The following is a 21,686-nucleotide window of genomic DNA, read 5'->3' on the forward strand; positions in this document are numbered from 1 at the left end:
TCTCGCCTCGCTCTGTCAGAACAGATGCATCTCCGCGACAAACACCACGCCCGAGAACAGCAGCGTCGTCACGCAATACCCCATGATGTCGCGCACGCCGAGCCCTAGCGCAGCAGCGCAACGTTCTCGTCGATTCGACGCTGAATGTCCGTCAGCGTGTCTTCTGTGATGATCCCCTCGTAGCGGCGCTTCGCAATGGCCGAGAACTGGCTGGCTACTCCGCACATTCCGTCGATCATGTCGCTGGCAACGGCTGCGGAAAGCTCTGCTTCCTTTGCCAGTCCGAGCAATGCCGCCCGGTCGATCCGCAGCGCCTCGCCCATGACGTCCATTTGGTGGTAACCGCCCGGCCCCTCGCAGAATGTCACGTCGTAGGCCGGCGCGAGTTTCCACTGGCCGGATCGCGACATGACGTAAGCGAAGTTTTTCGGATGATCGTCGCGATTGTTGAACGCGACATTGAAGACAGCCCGTTCAAACGCCCGCGCCTTCTCGCGTACGTCGTTGGTGCACATGTGAGTCGCACGCAAGAAGTTCACGTAGTCCAGCGCCCCCGGCGTTTTGTAATCGGCACCGGTAAACGCGGCAACGCTTTGCATGGGCACGCGCAGACCGTCCCGTCGATCGAAACGCCGGGACGCAAATGCCGCCATCCCGTCAGGCAAATTGAAATGCAGCGTGTCCGGGGTCTCGATGCCGCACATGCGCAAGCACTCGGCGTAGACCATTTCGATCGCGCACACCTCGGGATGCTCTTGCCGAGCCGGGAACTTGACCAACCACGCGTCAAAACCCGCCACCGCGGCCGTGGTAAAAACGCCGGACTGCGGATCACGATAGACCAGGGCCTTCGGCCTGGCACCTTGCGGAGAGCCGCCCACCTGCAGCAGTTGATGAAGGAATTCGCCGCCCTCACCGTTGAGGACTTCCTGTACCTCGGCCGCGAGCCGGTCGAGAGGAATATCCGGCTGCGGTGCCTGGATCTCGACCGCGACCGGCTCGAACGACATGGCGCCCATTGCGTGGTTGCCAATGTAAGCCAACCGCTCCAGCGGCCCGATGCGTGCCGCGTTGAGACCGCGGCGTTTGAACAAGCGGTCCATGAGCAACATGCCCCATCCGTCGGGCAGCGCGTCATAGACTGGGCCGGGCAATCCCAGCTGGTGGGACGGAAAGTCCTTGCGCAGCCTCGCCCCATGCAATGGGAGCGCATAAGACGACAGTTCCAGCCCCCTTTTGCGCGCGTCATCGCTATATTCGAATACGATCAACGGGCGCCCCGTGATCGCCGTCGTAGAAACCATCGATCCCCACAGCCAGTGCTCCCCCCAGCCGTCGTAGTAGACATCGATCCGCTCGATCATTTCTGGTTGCCCCTCTTGACGCGCTGACGTTTGGCACTTTTTTCATACCGATGAACGTCTTCCAGGCTATCGAGCTTCGGCAGGAACAATCCTTCGAGTTCCTTGCTACGTCCCAGGACCATGGCTACACGAACTACCGTCTCGAGGCTCACATTGCGTCCGGCTTCCAGATTGGACACGGTATTGGAACCGACGCCGGCACGCGCGGCTACGTCGCTCTGCGTCAATTGCAACGCCAGCCGCTCCGTGCGAAGCCTCGCGCAAAGCAGTGTGACGATTTCATCGGGCTTGCGAAAATTTAATTCCAGCATAGTGGGTCTTCCCGCGCCATATCTCTCATAACTCACAATATTATAGAGTTACAGGAGAGATGCATGCAGGAACTTTAATTCCCATACATTGTGTCTTATTTTGATATTTTCGCGGATAATCCACTTCAAAACGGAATTGATGCGTCAGCGATGCACGCTCTTCCCCTGCCCACTGGACGCCTTCCAGATACGCCATGTCGTGGATGGATCGCCGCGCGCATCGATGCGTATACGGGCCCTGGCGTGAGCCCGCTAGCGAGCAACCGCCTCCGGCGTGCTGACGGCTGCGATCGCTGTCGCTCGCCGCTCCACCAGCTTCTGCGCAAGCCGGTACGCCACAAGCGAACCTGCCACGGCAAGCAGCATCGGCACGAGGCAGTCGTGATTCGCGCGCGTGAATTCGAGCAGCAGCACGACGGCCGTGATCGGCATCTGCATCGACGCGGCCAGAAACGCGGTCGCGCCGATCAGCGCGCATCCGCCGAGCGATGCACCCGGCCACACGATGCTCCACAGTCCACCGAGCACGACCCCGAGCAGCGCGCCGTTCGCGAGGCCCGGCGTCAGCAGCCCGCCTTCCGCGCCAGCCCGCAGGCTGCCGGCCTCGATCAGCACCTTCAGCACGAGCAGCACCGCCGCGAGGCCGATCGTCAGCGTGCCGTCGAAGCCCAGCGATGCCGGCCCCTTGCCGTTGCCGAGCAATTGCGGAAACCCCATCGAGAGCACGCCGATCACCGCGAAGTTGAGCAGCGCGAACACCGGCAGCCGCCAGTCCTTCGGCGCGTTCGCCCGCGCGCGGGTCGTGAGCCGCACGAAACCGTACGCGGCGAAGCCGAACAGCGGCCCGCAGACGATCGACCATGCGACCAGCGGTGTGCTCAGCACGAACGCCGGCACCGTGTACTGGTGCTCATTGCCGAGGCCGAGCCACGCGACGATCGCCGCGATCGCGGACGTCACGACCGCCACGATCAGCGCACGCATGTCGAACGTGCCGAGCAGCACCTCGAGCACGAAGATCGCGCCGCCGAGCGGCACGTTGTAGACGGCCGCGAGCCCCGCGCCGGCGCCGCACGCGACCATCAGCCGGCAATCGTCGGGCGTGAGTCGCGCCGCATGCGCGAACCGCCCGGCGAGCAGCGAGCCGATCTCGCGCGGCGCGACTTCGCGGCCGAGTGGCGAGCCGAGCGCGACGGTGACGATCTGCAGCAGCGCATGAACCGTCGTACTGACGAACGGCATCCGCGGATCGGCCGCGCGCACCGCGCGACGGATGCTGACGAGCGGCCGGCCATACCGGTAAAGCGCCCACCAGCCGCCGCCGGCGACGATCCCGCAGACGGTCAGCACCGCCAGCCGACGCAGCGGTTCGGCGCCGGTCACGCCACTGAGGAAGCTCTCGGACCCGATCACGTGCGCGATGCTGTAGCCGTACGCGAGGTGCTGGATCGCATGCAGCAGCAACGCGAGGAGCATGCCGCCGAGACCCGCGCCGATACCGGTCAGGACCGTGACGACAGCCATGCGCGCGAACGGGCTGACGGGTGGCGAGGAAGCGGCGGGAGCGGATGGAAGATCGAGGCGCATGGGGTCGGCGAACGAGGATCGAAAAGGCGGCGCGCACGCTGCATGCCGTCATCAGGACCGCATCGTAGGCCCCCGCCTCTCATGAGACAAACGTATTTTTCGAATCGACTCATGCATTTGTTGAATACATGAGGGCCGGCGGGCCGCGATGACCCGCCTTCCGCGTCAATCCGGATACGTGATGCGCTCCGGCTCACGCCGCATGATGACCTTCCCGTGGCGCATCGACAGCGTGGCCTTCGCCTGCCGGCGTACGGCTTCGTAATCGCTGTCCGCGTCGAGCACGACGAGATTCGCCGGACGCCCGATCTCGATGCCGTAGCCCTCGCCGAGATGCATCGTCGTCGCGCTGTGGTCGGTCACGAAGTCGAGGCAGCGCTGCAGGTCCTGGTAACCCATCATGTGACAGATATGAAGGCCCGCATCGAGCACGCGCAGGATGTTGCCGTTGCCGAGCGGATACCACGGGTCCTTGATCGAATCCTGCCCGAAGCACACGTTGATGCCGGCCCGGTCGAGTTCCGCGACGCGCGTGACGCCGCGCCGCTTCGGAAACGTGTCGAAGCGCCCTTGCAGGTGAATGCTCTCGGTCGGGCACGAGATGAAGTTCAGTCCCGCCCGCTTCAGCAGCCGGAACAGCTTCGAGCAGTACGCGTTGTCGTACGAACCCATCGCGGTCGTGTGGCTCGCGGTGACCCGCGCGCCCATGCCGCGCACGCGCGCTTCTTCCGCGAGCACTTCGAGAAAGCGCGAATGCGGATCGTCGGTTTCGTCGCAGTGCACGTCGACGAGGCAGCCCGTGCGTTCCGCGAGATCCATCAGAAAGCGGATCGAGCTGACGCCCTGCTCCCGCGTGTTCTCGAAATGCGGAATTCCGCCGACGACGTCCGCGCCGAGCTCGATCGCCTGCTCCATCAGCGCGCGGCCGCCGTCGAACGATTCGATGCCCTCCTGCGGGAACGCGACGATCTGCAGATCGATCAGCCCGCGCGCCTCGTCCTTCACTTCCAGCATCGCCTTCAGCGCGGCCAACGTCGGATCGGTCACGTCGACGTGCGTGCGCACGTGCTGGATCCCGTGGTCGCGCAGCATGCCGATCGCCGCATGCGCGCGCGCTTTGGTGTCCTCGTGCGTGATCGTCGCCTTGCGCTCGGCCCAGCGCTCGATGCCTTCGAACAGCGTGCCGCTCATGTTCCACGCGGGTTCGCCGGCCGTCAGCACGGCATCGAGGTGGATATGCGGCTCGACGAGCGGCGCAATCGCGAGACGGCCGCCGCCGTCGATATGGTCGGGGTTCGTCGACGCGATCGGCGCGGTTTGCGCATCGATCCGCGCGATCTTGCCGGCATCGACGCCGATCGTGAACAGGCCGTCGCGGCCGCGCAGACGTACGTTGAACAGGTTCATGGGGAGGCCTCTTGTCGTGCTGCATTGACACGATCGCGCGATCTGCGTCGGCGGCCGTGTGGTCCGAACGGCCAGTATGGAGGAAAAGCAGCGATGCGCGCACGTGTCACGCATGTTGCATCGACACGACAACCAGGCTGTACCGGGCGGAAGCCGAGGGCCGCCCGCCACGCAGGAATCGCCTGCCCAGGGTGTGCGCGCCGCGTCGTGTCAGTTTTGTGAAGGATGCTTGTCGGATCTGGAACAGTGCGCTCGCGGCCCGGACGGCCGTGCGCGTGCCGCGCATTCCTATACTTGCGCCGAACTTTGGTTTCCAGTCCCACCCGCAGGAGCTTTCCGATGAAAAAAACCCTGATCGCCGGCGCAGGCGCCGCCGCACTCCTCACGCCGCTCGCCCACGCGCAAAGTTCGGTCACGCTGTACGGCCTGATCGACGCCGGCATCGCCTATACCAACAACGTGAACGGCGCGTCGCAGTGGCGCATGACGACCGGCACGATCAACGGCAGCCGCTTCGGCCTGCGCGGCACCGAGGATCTCGGCGGCGGGCTGAAGGCGCTGTTCGTGCTCGAAAACGGCTTCAACGCGAACAACGGCGGGCTCGGCCAGGACGGCAAGCTGTTCGGCCGGCACGCGTACGTCGGCCTCAGCCGGGCCGGCTACGGCACGCTGACGCTCGGTCGCCAGTACGACACGATGGTCGACTTCGTCGCGCCGTTGTCGGCGACGTCCGGCGATTTCGGCGATACGGGCTTCGCGCATCCGTTCGACAACGACAACCTGAACCACTCGCTGCGCATCAACAACGCGGTCAAGTACACGAGCGACACGATCGCGGGCTTCAAGGTCGGCGCGCTGTACGCGTTTTCCAACTCGGCGAATTTCAGCGCGAACCGCGCATACAGCGTGGCCGCGAGCTACACGAACGGCCCGCTGAAGCTGGCCGGTGCGTACCTGCAGATGAACGGTACCAAGGGTTCGACGAGCGCGAGCCCCGGCGCGACCGATTCGGCCGAAGCGAAGAGCCTGAACCAGGGCGGCTGGTCGATCGGCTCGGACCGCATGCGCACGTACGGCGGCGGCGTCAGCTACGTGTTCGGCCCGGCGACCGTCGGCTTCGTCTACACGCGCTCGCAGTACGACAACACGGGCGCGTTCGGCTCGAGCGGCCAGATCGCGTTCAACAACTACGACGTGAACGTGCGCTATGCGGTCACGCCGGCCGTCAGCGTCGGCGCGGCCTATGTGTACACGGACGCCAGCGTGTCGAATCCCGACAGCAAGCACGGCACCGACCCGAAATGGCATCAGGCGAACCTGCAGGCCGTGTACAAGCTGTCGCGCCGCACCGACCTGTACGCGGAAGCGATGTTTCAGCACGCGTCGGGCCGCGGTTACCAGGCGTTCATCAACACGTCGGGCGGCGCATCGAGCACGGCGAACCAGGTCGTCGGCACGATCGGCATGCGCACGCGGTTCTGACCGGCAGCGCGCGACGTCGCCCGTATGCACGGCGCCCGTGTGCGCTCACGGTTTCGCCCGGTGCGGGCGACCGCGCCAATGTTGTTGCTTCTGGAAGGCAGCCCTCCTGGATTCGGGGTGTTTGCGCATCGGCCTGCTGCGTAGACTGACGTCGAAGGTCGGAGCCGCGCATCGCGTGCGGCGTGTCGATCCGGCCACCCACCCCGTATTCAGGAGAACCACGTGAAATCGCTCGTCGTTACCGCCGCCGCTGCCGTCCTGCTCGCCGCACCGGTCCTGTCGTTCGCCCAGCAGGCGAAGTCGCCCGTCACGCGCGCGCAGGTGCTGCAGGAGCTGATCGATCTCGAATCGGTCGGCTACAACCCGGCGCGCGGTGAAATCGGCAACTATCCGGACGACATCCTCGCGGCGCAGGAACGGCTGCAGGCGAAACGTCTCGCCGAGCGAAAAGCGGCGCGGGCCGCCTACGGCCCGGCCGGCGAGCCGGCCACCGAATCGGGCGCGGCGGCCAGGCCCGCGCTGTGACGATGCGCGTCGCTCGCATCACGCATGCGTGGCGAGCGATGCGTATCGGGTGTTTGCATGAAGCAACCCGCCGCGCGCCGATGCGCGAGCGGGTTTCAGACGGCCTGCGTTCAGGCGGCCTGCGGTTCGCGGTCGATCGCGTTCAGCATCTCGACGTCGCGCGCGATCATCGTCGGCACCTGCGCACGCAGCATCTCGACCCAGGTCCGCACCTTCGCATCGACGAAGCGGCGCGACGGGTACAGCGCATACACGTTCATCTTCTGCAGGATATGCGCGGGCAGCACACGGACGAGCGTGCCGTCGCGCAGCGCGTCGATTGCCGAATACAGCGGCAGCATGCCGATCCCGATGCCGTCGCGGATCGCGAGGGCGAGCGATTCGGCCGTATTGGTCTGCACCGGCCCGGCGACATGGATCTGCTCGACGCCGTCGGGCCCTTCGAGCACCCATTCGTGCGTCGGGAACGCCGGCGTACATAGCGTCAGGCACGCGTGCGCGGCGAGATCCTGCGGGCGGGCCGGCACGCCATGCCGTTTCACGTAGTCGGGCGATGCGCACAGAATGCTGAACGTCGAGCCGAGCAGGTGCGACACGAGCTCCGAATCAGGCAGCGACGATGCGGTGACGACGGCCATGTCGCTCGTGCCGTCGAACAGGTCAGGCATCCGCTGCGACAGCGACAGCTCGATCGACACGTCCGGGAATTGCGCGTGATAGCGCGTCAGCGCGGGTAATACGTAGTGGTGCCCGACGCTCGCGAAGCTGTGCATGCGCAGCACGCCGGCCGGGCGCTCGTGCGCGCAGCTCGCCTCTTCTTCCGCGCGGTCGACGTCGGCGAGGATCTGGCGGCAGCGCCGCAGATAGCTTTCGCCGGCCGACGTGAGCGCGAGACGGCGCGTCGAGCGATTCATCAGACGGGTGCGCAGGCGCGCCTCGAGCTCCGACACCGCGCGCGACATCGCGCCCGTCGTCGAATTCAGCGATTGCGCGGCGGCGGTGAAACTGCCCGTCTCGACGACGCGCGAAAACACCCGCATGTTTTGTAGCGTATCCATTCCTGTGAGCAACCTGTAGCGGAGCCGCCATTTTCCTCCACTGCGCGCGATAGATTGTTACGTCGGCTGCAACTATCGTTTCCCCGCAACTGCGTTAATGCACGGGCGCCGCACTCCTACAATCGGCGCCTCACCAGTCGAACGGACCCGTTCGGACGCACCGCGGCGCTTCGCCCGGTCGGCCCTGGGCCCTCTTTTCATGAAGCCACAACCTGCGATCGAGCGACCTTCCATCGAACCGGCACGATGGAGGCCATGGCTCGATCCGCTCGGCAACGCGGCGCGCGACTGGGCCGCGACCGACGGGCTGATCTGGCTGCATCTCGCGAAAACCGTGCTCGCGGCGCTGCTGGCGATGGGCATCGCGATGCGTCTGGAAATGTCGCAGCCGCGCACCGCGATGACGACCGTGTTCGTGCTGATGCAGCCGCTGTCGGGCATGGTGTTCGCGAAAAGCTTCTACCGCGTGCTCGGCACGGCGGCCGGCCTCGTCGGCGCGCTCGCGCTCGGTGGGTTGTTCGCGCAGCAGCCGGAGCTGTACATGGCCGGCATCACGCTGTGGATCGGCGGCTGCATCGCGCTCGCGGTGCGCAACCGCCACTTCCGCTGGTACGGCTTCGTGCTCGCCGGCTACACGGCCGCGCTGATCGGCCTGCCGGCCGTGATGACACCGCAGACGCTGTTCCAGTCCGCGCTCACGCGCGCCGCGGAAGTCGCACTCGGCATCGCGTGCTCGGGCGCGGTCAGTGCGTTGATCCTGCCGTTGAGTTCCGCGAAGGCGCTGATGCGTTCATTGAGCGCGCGCCACGCGACGTTCGCGGCGTTCACGGCCGGCGCGCTGGCGGGCGACGTCGCGCGCGGCGATTTCGAGCGGCGCTTCGCCGATTTCGTCGACGACATCGTCGGCTTCGAAGCCAATCGTGCATTCGCATCGTTCGAGGACCCGCACATTCGCGCGCGCAGCCGTCGGCTCGCGCGGCTGAACAGCGAGTTCATGAACGCGTGCACGCGGCTGCATGCGCTGCATCAACTCGTCAAACGGCTGCGTGCGAACCAGTCGGACGCTGTGCTCGACGCGCTGGCGCCGCACGTCGACGCGCTCGCCCAGCGCTTCGCCGCGTTGCGCGACGAACGCCAGCGCGGCATCGCACCGGCCACCGGCGCGCTGCTCGAACTGCGCCGCTTCCACGGTGCGTTGCCGAAGACCGCGCGCGCGTCGCGGCGAACCCTCGAGGACCATGCGGCCGGCGGCCTGCTCGACTTCGATACCGCGATCGAGCTGCTGTACCGGTTCATCGGCGAATATCTCGGCTACGTCGACACGTACGCGTCGCTCGACCAGGACGATCACGCGTTCGAGCGCTCGGTCACGCATTACGCGGTGAAAACCAATGCGTTCTTCGTCGGTTTCGCCTTCCTGCGCACGGTGGTCGCCGTCGGCGCGATGAGTGCATTCTGGATCGCGTCGGAATGGCCGAGCGGCTCGCTCGCGGTGATCGCCACCGCGATCGCGTGCGCACTCAGCTCGACGTCGCCGCGCGCGCCGAAGTTCGTCGCGCAGATGGGCGTCGGGGCGGCGTTCGCGACCGCCGTCGGCTACCTGTTCCTGTGCTACGTCTATCCGAACATCGACGGTTTTCCGCTGCTGTGCGCGGCGCTCGCGCCGGTGCTCGGCCTCGGCGCGTTCCTCGCGATGCGGCCGGGCCTGTCCGGCTACGGGATCGGCTTCGCGGTGTTCTTCTGCTTGCTTGCGGGCCCCGACAACACGATCGCGTATACGCCTGAAGTGCTGATCAACAACGGGCTGGCGGTCGTGGTCGCGATGCTCGCGTGCTCGCTCGTGTTCGCAGTCGTATTCCCGACCCACATGCCCTGGCTCACCGGCCGGATCGCGCACGACTTGCGCCGCCAGGTGACGCTTGCATGCGAAGGCGCGCCGGACGGCCTCGCGCAGCGCTTCCAGTCGAGCACGCACGACCTGATGGCGCAACTGCGCACGCTGCTGGTGCGCCGTACGCGGCAGCATCGCGATGCACTGCGCTGGATGCTGTCGACGCTCGAGGTCGGCCACGCGGTCATCGACCTGCGCGACGAGCTGCACGCGTTCTGCGCGTCGAAACCGCCGCAGACGCTGCGCTGGATCGGTTCGATCGATGCGGTGCTGAACGAACTGCCGCGCTTCTTCGACGATCCGACGCCCAGTCGCCATGCGCGTACGCTGAAATCGGTGAATCTCGCGATTCGCGCGGCACAGCACACGCTGCAGGCGTGGTACGCGGTGCCCGACGCGCGCCGCAGCATGCAAAGGATCGTCGGCTGCCTGCACTTCATGCGCAGCGCGCTGCTGGACAAGGACGCGCCGTTCAACCGGCACCGCCATTGAAGAATGTGTGCGCGCGCTACGGGATCGTTGTTCCGGATGGAAATAAGCTCTACAGCCGCGGTGATTAATCTTTAAGCAGTGCGAGCCTATAGTTTCCTCACTGCCAGCGAGACTGGCACTCACCCAGGAGAAACAAAATGAAGCCGCTGCACCTCGCCCTCGTTGCCCTGTCGCTCACCGCTGCCGTCGCTCACGCGCAGCCGGCGCCGGCAGACGCCGCACCGCAACAGGCGAACCGCACCGAAGCGATCCAGGCCGCCGGCCGCGTCGATCGTGCGCAATCGAAGCAGGAAGACCCGAACGCCTGCGTCGGCCCCGTCAGCTTCTGCAACATCTACTTCGGCAGCTGAGCATGACGCCGCGTCGTCACGGCCCGGCCCATATCGCCCCCACGGCCCCCACGGCCCGCACCGCACGCGTGACAGGCGCGGGCGGACGGCGGTCCGGCCGATCGCCGCATCGCCGCCCCGCCCCACGCCGCTTCGATTGAAGCGGCGCTTGCCGTTTCAGGCGCCGCGCCCCGGCCGCCAACCCACTTCGCGCAACGCATCCAGCAAGCGCGCCTGCCCGAGCCCTTCGACCCGCGCCCCGCGCGATGCGACGTCGCCGCCCGCGACCAGCGCATTCACGATCGCCTCCTCCACCGCTTCCGCCGCCGCGACGAACAGCGCGGAAATATGGTCGTTGTTGACCATTTGCACGCCGGTGGTCGGCGCGCCCTTGCTGCCGTAGTTCACCGCCGGCAAGCCGGCGTTGCCGGTGGCGAACGCGAGAAAGATGTCGCCGCTCGAATCCTCGGTGCCGCCGCCGACGCGGGCCAGCCCGACGCTCGCGCGCTGCGCGAGACGCGTGCATTGATGCGGCAGCAACGGTGCGTCAGTCGCGATCGTGACGACGATCGAACCCATGCCGGCTTCGCCTTTCGCGTCGGCTTCGCGGAACGGCGAATGCACATGCCGCAGCACTTCGCCGACCGGGTAGCCGGCCACGCGCAGCATTTCGCGCACACCGTAGTTCGCCTGCACGAGCGCGCCGACGGTCCAGCCGCCCGCATCGTCCGCCAGCACGCGCGACGCGGTGCCGATGCCGCCCTTGAACTCGTGGCAGATCATGCCGGTGCCGCCGCCCACGCCGCCTTCGGCAACCGGCCCCGACTGCGCGGCGGCCAGCGCGCGCTGCACGTGCGCGGCGCTCACGTGCTGCCCCCAGATGTCGTTCAGCAGTCCGTCGTAGGTTTCCATCACGACCGGCATGCACCAGTACACGCGGCCGGCCGCCGCTTCGCGTTCGTTCGCGACGAGCGCGTCGCGCACCGCGCCGACGCTGTGGGTGTTCGTATAGGCGATCGGCGTCGTCAGCAGGCCCGCTTCGCGAATCCATTCGAGCCCGGTCGCGTCGCCGTTGCCGTTCAGCACGTGCACGCCCGCGAAGCACGGCGAATCGTGCGCGGCGCCCGCGCGCGGCTCGATCACGGTGACGCCGGTGCGGATCGATGCGTCGCCGTTCTCGACGTTCAGCGTGCAGTGCCCGACCCGCACGCCCGGTACGTCCGTGATCGCGTTGAAGCGGCCCGGCGTGCCGAGGCCGATGCGGATGCCGAGATCCCTCGTGCGCATGATGCAATTCCTCCAGTCTTTCGATGGTTCGTGTGTCGGTGGTGCACTGTATCGATCCGGCGCTCAGAGCGCGCGGAATGCTTCGCTGTGGCGCGCCCAGGCCACGTACATCACGAGCGCCGCGACCAGCAGCCCCGCGATGATGATCAGGTCGGTCGGTTTCGTCGCAGTCGCCAGCGTCGTGTAAAGCGTGTACGCGGCGCCCGCCACCGCGACGAGCGGCGTCACGGGCCACAGCGGCATCCGGTAGTGATGCTCGACGTCGCGGCGCACGAACCGGCTCGCGAGCGCGGCCAGCCCGACGACCAGATAAATCAGCAGCAGCAGGTCGACCGTGAACGCGGTGAGTTCGTCGAGGCTCGACACGAACACGAGCCCGGCCGACGGTATCGCGAGCGCGAGCGTCGCCAGCCACGGCGATTCGAGGCGCGGGTGGATCGTCGAGAACGCGCGGTTGCAGGTGCGCGACCAGAGCGCATGCCGGCCGCTGCTGTACAGCAGGCGGCCCATCGTGATCACGATCGCGATGATCGCGTTGAACACCGACAGGAAGATCCCGCCGCTGACCACGCGCGACACGGCCGGATTGCTCAGCGAGCGCACGACATAGCCGATCGGATCGGCGCTTTTGGTCAGCTCCGTCAGCGACGGCGCACCCAGCACGATCGCGGTGAGCGGCACCAGTTCGACGACGAGGATCACGAGCAGCGAATAGATCACCGCCTTCGCGACGTTGCGGTTGCCGCCGCACAGGTCTTCCGCGAGATACGCGGCCGAGCCGAAGCCGTTGTAGCAGAAGATCGCGGTGCCGATGGCGGGCACGATGGCCGCGAGCGTCGCCGGCACGAGCGCATTGCCGCTTGCGACGACCGGGGCGATCAGCACTTCGGCGCCGCGATGCGGCGACCCGAAGCCGAGCCCCGCGATCAGCATCAACACGCCGATTTCGACGACCAGGAACGCGCCGGTGATCCAGGCGTTCGTCTTGATGTTCAGCATGCCGAGCAGATAGCTGAGCAGCACGATCGTCAGCGCGACCGACTGGTTGCTGAAGTGCGTGCCGAGCGCGTTGTTCAGGTACGGCGCGGCGCCGCTCGCGAGCACGGCGGGGATGAACACGCTGACCGACAGCACCGTGATGAAGGTCAGGTAGCCGGGCAGCGTGCCGAACACGCGCTTGGCCATCACGTATTCGCCGCCCGCGCTGCGATGCGCGGCGCTGAGTTCCGCATAGCAGAGCGCGAACGCCAGCGCGAGCACGCCGCCGAGCACGAACGACAGCACGGCGCCGCTGCCGGCCTGCTGGATCGCGAACGGCGCGATCACGAAGATCGAGCTGGCCGGCGTCACGCCCGATACGGTGATCATCACCGCATCGCGCACGCTGAGCGTCTGCGACAGCGCGCGCGGCGCGTCTTCCGTTGCAGGCGCCGCTTGCAGGCTGCCCGTCGATTCCGACATCATCGCCATTTCGTTCTCCTGTGCTCCTATGCCACCTGTTTTTGAACGCCCATACTCGGGCCCGATTGATTGCGTGGCAGTCTAGGAAGCCAATTTCAGGACCGCTATTCCCCCTTCGTGTTACGCCCTTCCGGTGGTGGTATGGATCGTCTCTTTTCCGAAATCGCGATGCACCAGGCGCTTGGCCGCGCAATCGATCATCTCGGCCAGCCGCGCTTCTGGCGATTCCTGGTGCTGCTGCTCAATGAAATGGCGCCGTTCGACAACGCGCTGGCGACCGCGATCGGCAGCGACGGCGTACCGCTCGTGCTCGACGAATACGACACGGGCGGCACCGACGCCGCGTCGCCCGTGCCGCTTTACCTGAATGGGTTATATCTGCTCGATCCGTTCCTGCAGGCCGCGCACGACGGGCTCGCCGACGGCTGCTACCGGCTCGAGGAAGTCGCGCCCGACCTGTTCCGGCAGAGCGAGTATTTCCTGAGCTATTTCCGCGACGCGGTCGGCGACGACGAGATCCAGATTCTCGTGCGGCCGAATGCCGACACGCTGCTGTCGCTGTCGCTCGGTGCGTCGACGCGCTTCGACGTCGAACCGCTCGGCAAGCTGACGGCCGCGATGCCGTGGGTGCTCGCGGTGATTCGGCAGCACTGGAGGCTGGTGGGCGACGCCGGACGTGCGGCGCCCGACGCCGATCTCGGTACGCGCGTCGAACAGGCGCTCGCCCGCTTCGGCGCGGGCGTGCTGACCGACCGCGAGATGTCGATCGCGCGGATGGTGCTGCGCGGCAATTCGTCGAAGGCGATTGCCGAGCGGCTCGCGATTTCACCGGAAACGGTGAAGGTGCATCGGCGGCATTTGTACGCAAAGCTCGGGATTTCGTCGCAGCCCGAGCTGTTTTCGCGGTTCATCCAGGCGTTGGGGGAAGACGCGGCGGGATGAGTGCGCCGATGCACGCGACTGCCTTCACCCGCCCGCCTCGATGAACCCGCCATCGGGCGCCTGGTGCGGCACGTACCAGCCGAAATACACCTCGGCCTCGACGATCCGGCCGTCGCGTACGCGCAATCGCTCGGCGTTGCGAAACCGCCGTCCGGCGGTCGTGACGGCTTCGTACACGACGAACACGTATTCGCCGTGCACCGCCACGTCGACGAACTCGAATCCTGCGAGCATCGCGCTGTTCGGCCAGCAGCGCGCCAGATACGCGTCGCGGTCGAGCCGGTTGTCGAGCGGGCTCGTGAAATGGAAGTCCGGCGCGATCAGCGCTTCGATCGCGTCGCGGTTCTTGTCGACATACGCGCGATAGCTCGCACGCGCGACTTCACCGGGATCGTCTGGCATCGTCGTTACCTCCGCGAAGGGTCGGGGTGACCGCAACGGCTCGCGTCGCCCCGGCGCATCGATGAAACGGAAGCGGGCGGCACGCACGGCCACGGCCGCTCACGCGTGCGCGGACAGACGTGCATGTCCAGCACGACGCCATGCATGAAAGCACGCACCGGCCGATCCGGCCGTCCCGCACCGCGCCTTTCGGCGCAGACCGGGGCGCGCGTCGGTTGCCCGTTTCCGCACGCACGGGCATGATGTCCGCCAGCGTGTCGGCGCCAGCCGTCCGCTTCGGCGGTCGTCGACACCCCGAGCGGCATGCCGCCACTGCGCCGCCGGCATCGTCGAGCAATCCGCGTGCCGGCCCCGTTCGCCCATCTCACCGAGCCCATGTCACTCCGCGCCTTCAGAACGCTCGTCGCCATCGCCCGCTACCGGACCTTCGCGCGCGCCGGCGAAGCCATCGGCCTCACCCAATCGGCGGTGAGCCTGCAGATCAAGACGCTCGAAAGCGAATACAACGTGCAGTTGTTCGACCGTTCGCGCCGGCAGCCGGTGCTCACCGAAGCCGGCAACATCCTGCTCGCGCAGGCCAAGCAGGTGCTCGCGATGGTCGACCAGATTCCCGATGCGCTCAGCGACGAGAAGAAGCTGGTCGGCCGGCTGCGGATCGGCGCGATCCAGACCGCGTTGTCCGGCCCGCTGCCCGACGCGCTGCTCGCGCTGCGTGCCGCGCATCCGTCGTTGCGCGTGCACGTGTCGGCCGGCATGTCGGTGGAACTCGCGAACCGCGTTGCGGCCGGCGAGCTCGACGCGGCGATCACGACGCGCCCGGTGCGCCCGCATCCGGCGGAACTGACGTGGACCACGCTGTACGAGGATCGCTTCTGGCTGCTCGCGCCGCCCGGTCATGCGGAACGCGACGCGGGCGCGCTGCTCGATGCGCTGCCGTTCATCCGCTTCGACGCGCAGGCGTGGGCCGGCCGGATGATCGCCGCCGAGCTGCGCCGCATCGGCGTGCGGGTGCGCGAGGAGATGGTGCTGGACAGCGCGGAAACGATCGCGCGCATGGTGGCGCGCGGGCTCGGTGCGGCGATCGTCGCGCTCCCCGACGCGACGCTCGCGCGCCTGCCGCCGGTCACGCGCTTGCCGTTCGGCCAGCCGCAGATGGGCCGCGCGGTCGTGCTGCTCGAACACCAGTCGCGTCCGGCCGAACGTTTCGCCCGCGCGCTGGCCGCCGAAGTGACCGCGTCATCGATGAGAATTTCTCATTGAACACCCGATAATTCACCATTATTCCCGTTGCTTGCGCGTGTTAACTTGGCGGCATCGTCATTCTTTCGATTGCATGTCGCCATGTCGCCCGCCGGATGGATTCCCGCGTCGTTCCGCTGCGTTGCCTGCCGGCCGCGCCGGCGCTCCGGCACGACCCGCATGAAGGCGCGCCGATGATCGGCCCGATCCTGCTCGCGCTCGCGCCGGTCGCGCTGCTGGTCGCGTTCGGTCATGGCCTGCGGCGCACCGGCTTCATCGCCGCAGCGTTCTGGCCGCACGCCGAGCGGCTCTGCTACTACGTGCTGCTGCCCGCGCTGTTCGCGGACGGCCTCGCGAATGCGCGGCTGCAATCGTTGCCCGTTTTACCGCTCGCGGCGGCGCTGGTCGGTTCGACCGCATTCGCCGCGGCGCTTCTTCTGCTGGTCCGCCGGTTCGTGCGGGTCGACGGCGCCGGGTTCACGTCGGTGTTCCAGGGCGCCGTGCGTTTCAACAACTATGTCGGCACCGCGCTCGCCGCCGGGCTGTTCGGTGCGAAGGGCATTGCACTCGCGGCCGTCTGCGTCGCGGCGATCGTGCCGACCGTCAACCTGATGTGCGTGCTGGTCTTCGCGCGCTACGGCGACACGCGGCTCGGCGCGGCGGCGCTCGTGCGGCAGATCCTGTCGAATCCGCTCGTCGTCGCCTGCGCGCTCGGGATGGCGATGCAGGCCGGCGGCGTGGCGTTTCCGGCCGCCGTCGAGCCGGCCGTGCGGGCGCTCGGCGCCGCGTCGATGCCGCTCGGCCTGCTGTGCGTGGGCGCGGCGCTGACATTCGATGCGGCCCGCGCATGGTGGCAGCCGGTGTGCGTCGCATCGGCGTTCAAGTTCGTGGCGATGCCGCTCATCACGCTCGCGGCCGGCCGGCTGTTCGGGCTCGGCGATGCGGCGCTGACCGTCGCGCTGCTGTTCCAGGCGCTGCCGACCTCGTCGGCGTCGTACATCATGGCGCGCCAGCTCGGCGGCGACGCGCCGCTGATGGCCGGCATCACCGCGTTCCAGACGATCGCCGCCGCGCTCGCGATGCCGGCCGTGCTCACCGCGCTCGCGTCGGCGCCCGCGTTCCGCTGACGACGCCCGCCCAGCCCCCTTCACTGAATCGGCCCGCAGGCCGGCCATCGCGCGGTTCGGCATCGTTTAGCCGCGCGCGGCCACGCACGCCTCGCGGCACACGCTTCCTTTCGAGATTGCACGCCACATGAATGCTCCCGCCCCGCCCGCCAGCGTCGTCGCCCCCCGGCCGCACGCGGCCATCTACGTGAAGCTCACGCTCGTCGCGCTGTTCTGGGGCGGGACCTTCATCGCAGGCCGGATCCTCGCCGCGACGATGTCCGCGACCTCGGCGGCCACCGGACGCTTCGCGATCGCCGCGCTGCTGCTGGTCGTGCTGACCTGGCAGGTCGAAGGCGGGCTGCCGACACTCAGCGGACGCCAGATCGTGACGACGTTCGGCCTCGGCGCGACCGGCATCTTCCTGTACAACGTGTGTTTTTTCGCGGCGCTCGCGCGGATGCCGGCCGGGCGCACCGCGCTGTTCGTCGCACTGAATCCGGTCGCCACCGCCGTGCTGCTGTCGGTCGTCGTGCGCGAACGCCTGTCGCTGTCGCGTTGGGCCGGCATCGCGGTCGCGCTGTGCGGCGCGCTGATCGTGATCAGCCGCGGCGATTGGCTGCGCGTGCTGACCGATCTCGGCAATACGTTCGGCGCCGGCGAACGCTTCATGCTGTGCGCGGTGCTGAGCTGGGCGGCCTACACCGTGATCGGCCGGCGCGCGCTCGACGGGCTGTCGCCGCTCGCGGCCACCACGTACGCGGCGCTCTGGGGCCTCGCGCTGCTGCTCGTCACGCACCTGTTCGACGCGACGGCGACTGGCGGCACGCCGCTGACGTGGCAGGCCGTCGCATCGATGCTCTATCTCGGCGCCGTCGGCACGGTGATCGCGTTCGTCTGGTATTCGCAGGGCATCCGCCTCCTCGGGCCGGCCCGCGCGGCCGTGTTCACCAACCTGGTGCCGGTGTTCGGCGTGCTGCTGTCGGTCGTGCTGCTCGGCGAGCCGCTGTCGCCGTCGATGCTGGCCGGCGGCGCACTCGTGATCGCGGGCGTCGCACTGACCAATCGCGCGAACCGCTGATGCGTCGGCGTGCGCCGCGTTCGGGGACGGATGCCGAATACGGATGCAGGCGCCCGCCATGCCGTTGCGTGCTGCATACGTCGGGCCGATACGCCCCCGATCTTCTCGCAGCCCCGCCAAAAACCGCCTATCGTGAATGAAGCGCCCCCGTTTGCCGCCGTTCGACCGTGCGTCGCCCGCCGCGGCAACGGCCTTGCGTTCCGGCGCCATTCACCGCGGTCGTCGCGCACGCTCGCCCGTGCACGCGATCGCGCCCGCCCACCGACTACCAGGAGGCACACATGAAAGCTGCGCTGCTCGTCAGCTCCGTCCTGCTCGCCATGGCGTCCGCCTCGGCCTCGGCCCAAGGTTCGATCACGAAAGTCGAGAACGGCGCGCTCGTCGCCGCCAACGGCATGACCGTCTACGCATTCGACAAGGACAAGCCCAACGCCGGCACCAGCGCCTGCACAGGCCCATGCGAAACCCTCTGGCCACCGTACAAGGCCAGCGCGACCGACGTACCGGTCGGGCCCTACACGATCGTCAAGCGCGACGACGGCAGCCCGCAATGGGCGTACAAGGGCAAGCCGCTGTACTTCTTCTCGAAGGACATGAAACAGGGCGAGCGCAACGGCGACAACTTCAAGAACGTGTGGCACGTGGTCGCCCCGTAAGCCTGCTTTCGCCGCGTTCCGTGCATTTCGCCAGCACGTAAAAAGCCCGCCCCGATCATTGATCGGGGCGGGCCTCGGCAGTTCCGCACGTCGCACCGGCCGTATGCAGCCGGTGCGCGCTTCCACTCAGCGGTTCGACGGGAAGCTGAACACCGTCCCTTCGCGCACACCGGCCGACGGCCAGCGCTGCGTGATCGTCTTGCGCTTCGTGTAGAACCGCACGGCGTCCGGGCCGTATGCGTGCAGGTCGCCGAACAGCGAACGCTTCCAGCCGCCGAACGAGTGGTACGCGACCGGCACCGGCAGCGGCACGTTGATGCCGACCATGCCGATCTGGATGTTGTCGCTGAAGTAGCGCGCGGCCTCGCCGTCGCGCGTGAACAGGCAGGTGCCGTTGCCGTATTCGTGCGCATCGATCAGCGCCATCGCCTCGTCGAGCGATTTCAGGCGAATCACGCCGAGCACCGGCCCGAAGATCTCGTGCTGGTAGATCGGCATGCCGGGCTTCACGTTGTCGAACAGGCACGGCCCGAGGTAGTAACCGCCGTCGTGGCCGTCGACCTTCACGCCGCGACCGTCGACGACGAGCGTCGCGCCCGCTGCCACGCCCGCTTCGACGAAACCCGTCACCTTCTCGAAATGCTGCTGCGTGACGAGCGGGCCCATGTCGACGCCCGCGCCGTTGCCCGGGCCGACCTTCATCTTCTCGATCTCGGCCTTCAGCCCCGCGACGACCTGGTCGCCCGTTTCGTCACCGATCGCGACGACCAGCGGAATCGCCATGCAGCGCTCGCCGCAGGAGCCGTATGCGGCGCCCATCAGCGCGTTCACCGCGTTGGGGATATCGGCATCCGGCATCACGACCGCGAAGTTCTTCGCGCCGCCGAGCGCCTGCACGCGCTTGCCGTGCGCGCAGCCGGTCGAGTAGATGTATTCGGCGATCGGCGTCGAGCCGACGAAGCTCACGGCCTTCACGCGCGGATCGGTGAGGATCGTGTCGACCGCTTCCTTGTCGCCGTTCACGACGTTCAGCACGCCCGGCGGCAGGCCGGCCTCGAGCGCGAGTTCGGCCATGCGCAGCGTCGACGACGGCGTGCGCTCGGATGGCTTCAGCACGAACGTGTTGCCGCACGCGACGGCCATCGGCCACATCCACAGCGGCACCATCACCGGGAAGTTGAACGGCGTGATGCCGGCCGCGACGCCGAGCGCCTGGAACTCGCTCCACGAATCGATCGCAGGGCCGACGTTCTTGCTGTGCTCGCCTTTCAGCAACTCGGGCACGTAGGTCGCGTATTCGACGTTCTCGATCCCGCGCTGCAGTTCGCCCATCGCATCGGCGAGCACCTTGCCGTGCTCGGCGGTGATCAGCGCGCACAGCTCGTCGGCGTGCTCTTCCAGCAGCGTCTTGAAGCGGCTCATCACGCGGGCGCGCTTCAGCGGCGGCGTGTTGCGCCATGCCGGAAACGCGGCTTGCGCGAATGCGATCGCGGCTTCGACGGTCAGCTTGTCGGCGAGCGCCACGCTCTTGCGCGATTCGCCCGTCGCCGGGTCGAACACCGGCTGGACGCGGCTGCCGCCGTCGACGCGCTTGCCGTCGATCAGGTGGCCGACGGTGGAGGTCACATTGCTGTCGTGTTTCATGTCTGGGGCTCTTTCCTGAATTCGGTTGTCGCGTGAGGACGAGCGATCGCTCAATCCACTTCGTTCAGTGCGTCGGAGAGCGCGTTGACCAGGTTGTCGATCTCGCGCTTCTCGGCGATGAACGGCGGCGCGAGCTGGATCGTATCGCCGCCGTAGCGCACGTAGAAGCCCTTCGCCCAGCAGCGCATCGCGATCTCGTACGGGCGCCGTGCCGGCTCGCCCGGCAAGGCGGCGATCGTCAGGCCGGCCGCCAGCCCGTAGTTGCGGATGTCCGCGACGTGGCGCTGCCCCTTCAGCCCGTGCACGGCCGCTTCGAAATGCGGCGCGAGATCGCGCACGCGGGCCACCGCGTCTTCCTTCACCAGCAGGTCGAGCGCCGCGACGCCGGCCGCGCACGCGACCGGATGCGCCGAATACGTGTAGCCGTGCGGGAACTCGAGCATGTACTCGGGGCCGCCCGCGGCCATGAACGTGTCGTAGATCTCCTTCGTCGCGATCACGCCGCCGAGCGGCTGCACGCCGTTCGTCACCTGCTTCGCGAAGTTCATGATGTCCGGCACCACGCCGAATGCGTCGGCGCCCGTCATCGCGCCGGCCCGGCCGAAGCCCGTGATGACCTCGTCGAAGATCAGCAGGATGTCGTGCGCGGTACAGATGTCGCGCAGGCGCTTCAGGTAGCCCTTCGGCGGCACGACGACGCCCGCCGAGCCGGAGAACGGCTCGACGATCACGGCTGCGATGTTCGACGCGTCGTGCAGCGCGATCAGTTCCAGCAGGCGGTCGGCCAGCTCGGCGCCGTGCTCGGGCATGCCGCGCGAGAACTTGTTCTCGGCCAGTTGCGTATGCGGCAGGAAATCGGCGTCGAGGCCCTGCCCGAACAGCTTGCGGTTCGGCCCGATCCCGCCGACCGAGATGCCGCCGAAGTTCACGCCGTGATACCCCTTCTCGCGGCCGATCAGGCGCGTCTTGGTGCCCTTGCCTTTCGCGCGCCAGTACGCACGGGCCAGCTTCAGCGACGTGTCGGCCGCTTCCGAGCCCGAGCCCGTGAAGAACACGTAGTCGAGGCCGGCCGGCGTCAGTTCCTTGATCTTGTTGGCGAGCTCGAACGATTTCGGATGGCCGAACTGGAACGCCGGCGCGTAGTCGAGCTGCGCGACCTGGCGGCTCACGGCTTCGACGATTTCCGTGCGGCCGTGACCGAGGCCCGTGCACCAGAGGCCCGACAGGCCGTCGAAGATCTTGCGGCCTTCGGCGTCGGTGTAGTACGCGCCCTTGCCGGACACGATCAGCCGCGGATCGGCCTTGAACTGGCGGTTGGCGGTGAACGGCATCCAGTGCGCATCGAGCCATGCGGCGTCGGTGCGGAGGTTCGTGTCGTCGTGCTGGGCGGTGGTGATGTCGGTCATGTCGGTCGGCGCGGCG

Annotated in this window: 19 protein-coding genes and 1 pseudogene; 9 read left to right on the forward strand and 11 right to left on the reverse strand. The window is 67.5% G+C overall.

What is annotated here, in order from left to right; genetic code table 11:
• Positions 1-15 precede the first annotated feature (15 nt).
• From AP428_RS35580 to codA, 5 genes and pseudogenes are all read right to left on the reverse strand, one after another.
• Positions 16-114, reverse strand: a pseudogene (locus tag AP428_RS35580) (TIGR00366 family protein); the annotation flags it as partial.
• The gene (locus AP428_RS20550; protein ID WP_006479086.1) at positions 105-1,364 is read right to left on the reverse strand and encodes a type II toxin-antitoxin system HipA family toxin; all 1,260 of its coding nucleotides are present in this window, start codon (positions 1,362-1,364) and stop codon (positions 105-107) included. The pseudogene AP428_RS35580 and the gene AP428_RS20550, both read right to left, overlap by 10 nt.
• Positions 1,361-1,675: a helix-turn-helix domain-containing protein gene (locus AP428_RS35585; protein WP_011547758.1), complete on the reverse strand. Its 315-nt coding sequence runs from the start codon at positions 1,673-1,675 to the stop codon at positions 1,361-1,363. The genes AP428_RS20550 and AP428_RS35585 overlap by 4 nt, the downstream gene beginning before the upstream one ends.
• Positions 1,676-1,927: 252 nt before the next feature.
• Positions 1,928-3,262 carry a chloride channel protein gene (locus AP428_RS20560; RefSeq protein ID WP_011547759.1) on the reverse strand — a complete coding sequence of 445 codons (1,335 nt, stop codon included), beginning with the start codon at positions 3,260-3,262 and terminating at the stop codon, positions 1,928-1,930.
• Between the two features lie 165 nt (positions 3,263-3,427).
• Entirely contained in the window at positions 3,428-4,669 is a 1,242-nt protein-coding gene (gene codA, locus AP428_RS20565; protein ID WP_011547760.1) for a cytosine deaminase, read from the reverse strand.
• Between the two features lie 339 nt (positions 4,670-5,008).
• On the opposite strand from codA, the gene AP428_RS20570 reads away from it, so the two are divergent.
• The gene (locus AP428_RS20570; protein WP_011694731.1) at positions 5,009-6,151 is read left to right on the forward strand and encodes a porin; all 1,143 of its coding nucleotides are present in this window, start codon (positions 5,009-5,011) and stop codon (positions 6,149-6,151) included.
• Between the two features lie 222 nt (positions 6,152-6,373).
• Positions 6,374-6,676: a DUF4148 domain-containing protein gene (locus tag AP428_RS20575; protein ID WP_011547762.1), complete on the forward strand. Its 303-nt coding sequence runs from the start codon at positions 6,374-6,376 to the stop codon at positions 6,674-6,676.
• Positions 6,677-6,786: 110 nt separating this feature from the next.
• Here AP428_RS20575 and AP428_RS20580 read toward each other — a convergent pair whose 3' ends face one another.
• Positions 6,787-7,734, reverse strand: coding sequence for a LysR family transcriptional regulator (locus tag AP428_RS20580; RefSeq protein ID WP_006479092.1), 948 nt, complete (start codon positions 7,732-7,734; stop codon positions 6,787-6,789).
• A gap of 199 nt (positions 7,735-7,933) precedes the next feature.
• On the opposite strand from AP428_RS20580, the gene AP428_RS20585 reads away from it, so the two are divergent.
• Both AP428_RS20585 and AP428_RS20590 read left to right on the forward strand, forming a co-directional pair.
• Complete coding sequence (locus tag AP428_RS20585; protein WP_011547763.1) at positions 7,934-10,117, forward strand: FUSC family protein; 2,184 nt, start codon at positions 7,934-7,936, stop codon at positions 10,115-10,117.
• 137 nt (positions 10,118-10,254) lie between these two features.
• A complete protein-coding gene (locus tag AP428_RS20590) occupies positions 10,255-10,467 on the forward strand; it encodes a hypothetical protein (RefSeq protein ID WP_011547764.1) in 213 nt (70 codons plus the stop codon).
• A gap of 156 nt (positions 10,468-10,623) precedes the next feature.
• Here the strand turns inward: AP428_RS20590 and AP428_RS20595 are convergent, their stop codons facing one another.
• Together AP428_RS20595 and AP428_RS20600 are read right to left on the reverse strand one after the other, a co-directional pair.
• Positions 10,624-11,733: a P1 family peptidase gene (locus tag AP428_RS20595; RefSeq protein ID WP_011547765.1), complete on the reverse strand. Its 1,110-nt coding sequence runs from the start codon at positions 11,731-11,733 to the stop codon at positions 10,624-10,626.
• A gap of 63 nt (positions 11,734-11,796) precedes the next feature.
• The gene (locus AP428_RS20600) at positions 11,797-13,203 is read right to left on the reverse strand and encodes an APC family permease (protein WP_011547766.1); all 1,407 of its coding nucleotides are present in this window, start codon (positions 13,201-13,203) and stop codon (positions 11,797-11,799) included.
• 132 nt (positions 13,204-13,335) lie between these two features.
• Between AP428_RS20600 and AP428_RS20605 the strand changes: the two genes are divergently transcribed.
• Positions 13,336-14,136 (forward strand): helix-turn-helix transcriptional regulator, encoded by an 801-nt coding sequence (locus tag AP428_RS20605; RefSeq protein ID WP_011547767.1) that lies wholly within the window; start codon positions 13,336-13,338, stop codon positions 14,134-14,136.
• Positions 14,137-14,160: 24 nt separating this feature from the next.
• Here the strand turns inward: AP428_RS20605 and AP428_RS20610 are convergent, their stop codons facing one another.
• The gene (locus AP428_RS20610; protein ID WP_006482852.1) at positions 14,161-14,538 is read right to left on the reverse strand and encodes a nuclear transport factor 2 family protein; all 378 of its coding nucleotides are present in this window, start codon (positions 14,536-14,538) and stop codon (positions 14,161-14,163) included.
• A gap of 375 nt (positions 14,539-14,913) precedes the next feature.
• Between AP428_RS20610 and AP428_RS20615 the strand changes: the two genes are divergently transcribed.
• The 4 genes from AP428_RS20615 (at position 14,914) to AP428_RS20630 (ending at position 18,620) form a co-directional block, all read left to right on the forward strand.
• Positions 14,914-15,798 (forward strand): LysR family transcriptional regulator, encoded by an 885-nt coding sequence (locus AP428_RS20615; protein ID WP_041489394.1) that lies wholly within the window; start codon positions 14,914-14,916, stop codon positions 15,796-15,798.
• 173 nt (positions 15,799-15,971) lie between these two features.
• Positions 15,972-16,904, forward strand: a complete 933-nt coding sequence (locus AP428_RS20620; protein WP_196222401.1) for an AEC family transporter — start codon at positions 15,972-15,974, stop codon at positions 16,902-16,904.
• A 127-nt stretch (positions 16,905-17,031) separates the two neighbouring features.
• On the forward strand, positions 17,032-17,964 hold the full coding sequence (locus AP428_RS20625) for a DMT family transporter (protein WP_011694730.1): 933 nt from the start codon (positions 17,032-17,034) through the stop codon (positions 17,962-17,964).
• Between the two features lie 281 nt (positions 17,965-18,245).
• The gene (locus tag AP428_RS20630; RefSeq protein ID WP_006479101.1) at positions 18,246-18,620 is read left to right on the forward strand and encodes a hypothetical protein; all 375 of its coding nucleotides are present in this window, start codon (positions 18,246-18,248) and stop codon (positions 18,618-18,620) included.
• A 126-nt stretch (positions 18,621-18,746) separates the two neighbouring features.
• Here AP428_RS20630 and AP428_RS20635 read toward each other — a convergent pair whose 3' ends face one another.
• A complete protein-coding gene (locus tag AP428_RS20635; RefSeq protein ID WP_011694729.1) occupies positions 18,747-20,264 on the reverse strand; it encodes a CoA-acylating methylmalonate-semialdehyde dehydrogenase in 1,518 nt (505 codons plus the stop codon).
• 50 nt (positions 20,265-20,314) lie between these two features.
• Entirely contained in the window at positions 20,315-21,670 is a 1,356-nt protein-coding gene (locus tag AP428_RS20640; protein ID WP_011547771.1) for an aspartate aminotransferase family protein, read from the reverse strand.
• Between the last annotated feature and the right edge of the window lie 16 nt (positions 21,671-21,686).

The organism is Burkholderia sp. E168m22, assembly GCF_001319805.1.
Taxonomy (GTDB): Bacteria; Pseudomonadota; Gammaproteobacteria; order Burkholderiales; family Burkholderiaceae; genus Burkholderia; species Burkholderia orbicola.

Coding starts and splice junctions, on each gene's coding strand:
- AP428_RS20620 (WP_196222401.1), top strand. CDS start 15,972: ATGATCGGCCCGATCCTGCTCGCGCTCGCGCCGGTCGCGCTGCTGGTC.
- AP428_RS20625 (WP_011694730.1), top strand. CDS start 17,032: ATGAATGCTCCCGCCCCGCCCGCCAGCGTCGTCGCCCCCCGGCCGCAC.
- AP428_RS20570 (WP_011694731.1), top strand. CDS start 5,009: ATGAAAAAAACCCTGATCGCCGGCGCAGGCGCCGCCGCACTCCTCACG.
- AP428_RS20610 (WP_006482852.1), bottom strand. CDS start 14,538: ATGCCAGACGATCCCGGTGAAGTCGCGCGTGCGAGCTATCGCGCGTAT.
- AP428_RS20550 (WP_006479086.1), bottom strand. CDS start 1,364: ATGATCGAGCGGATCGATGTCTACTACGACGGCTGGGGGGAGCACTGG.
- AP428_RS20580 (WP_006479092.1), bottom strand. CDS start 7,734: ATGGATACGCTACAAAACATGCGGGTGTTTTCGCGCGTCGTCGAGACG.
- AP428_RS35585 (WP_011547758.1), bottom strand. CDS start 1,675: ATGCTGGAATTAAATTTTCGCAAGCCCGATGAAATCGTCACACTGCTT.
- AP428_RS20605 (WP_011547767.1), top strand. CDS start 13,336: ATGGATCGTCTCTTTTCCGAAATCGCGATGCACCAGGCGCTTGGCCGC.
- AP428_RS20585 (WP_011547763.1), top strand. CDS start 7,934: ATGAAGCCACAACCTGCGATCGAGCGACCTTCCATCGAACCGGCACGA.
- AP428_RS20560 (WP_011547759.1), bottom strand. CDS start 3,262: ATGCGCCTCGATCTTCCATCCGCTCCCGCCGCTTCCTCGCCACCCGTC.
- AP428_RS20615 (WP_041489394.1), top strand. CDS start 14,914: ATGTCACTCCGCGCCTTCAGAACGCTCGTCGCCATCGCCCGCTACCGG.
- codA (WP_011547760.1), bottom strand. CDS start 4,669: ATGAACCTGTTCAACGTACGTCTGCGCGGCCGCGACGGCCTGTTCACG.
- AP428_RS20600 (WP_011547766.1), bottom strand. CDS start 13,203: ATGGCGATGATGTCGGAATCGACGGGCAGCCTGCAAGCGGCGCCTGCA.
- AP428_RS20590 (WP_011547764.1), top strand. CDS start 10,255: ATGAAGCCGCTGCACCTCGCCCTCGTTGCCCTGTCGCTCACCGCTGCC.
- AP428_RS20635 (WP_011694729.1), bottom strand. CDS start 20,264: ATGAAACACGACAGCAATGTGACCTCCACCGTCGGCCACCTGATCGAC.
- AP428_RS20595 (WP_011547765.1), bottom strand. CDS start 11,733: ATGCGCACGAGGGATCTCGGCATCCGCATCGGCCTCGGCACGCCGGGC.
- AP428_RS20630 (WP_006479101.1), top strand. CDS start 18,246: ATGAAAGCTGCGCTGCTCGTCAGCTCCGTCCTGCTCGCCATGGCGTCC.
- AP428_RS20640 (WP_011547771.1), bottom strand. CDS start 21,670: ATGACCGACATCACCACCGCCCAGCACGACGACACGAACCTCCGCACC.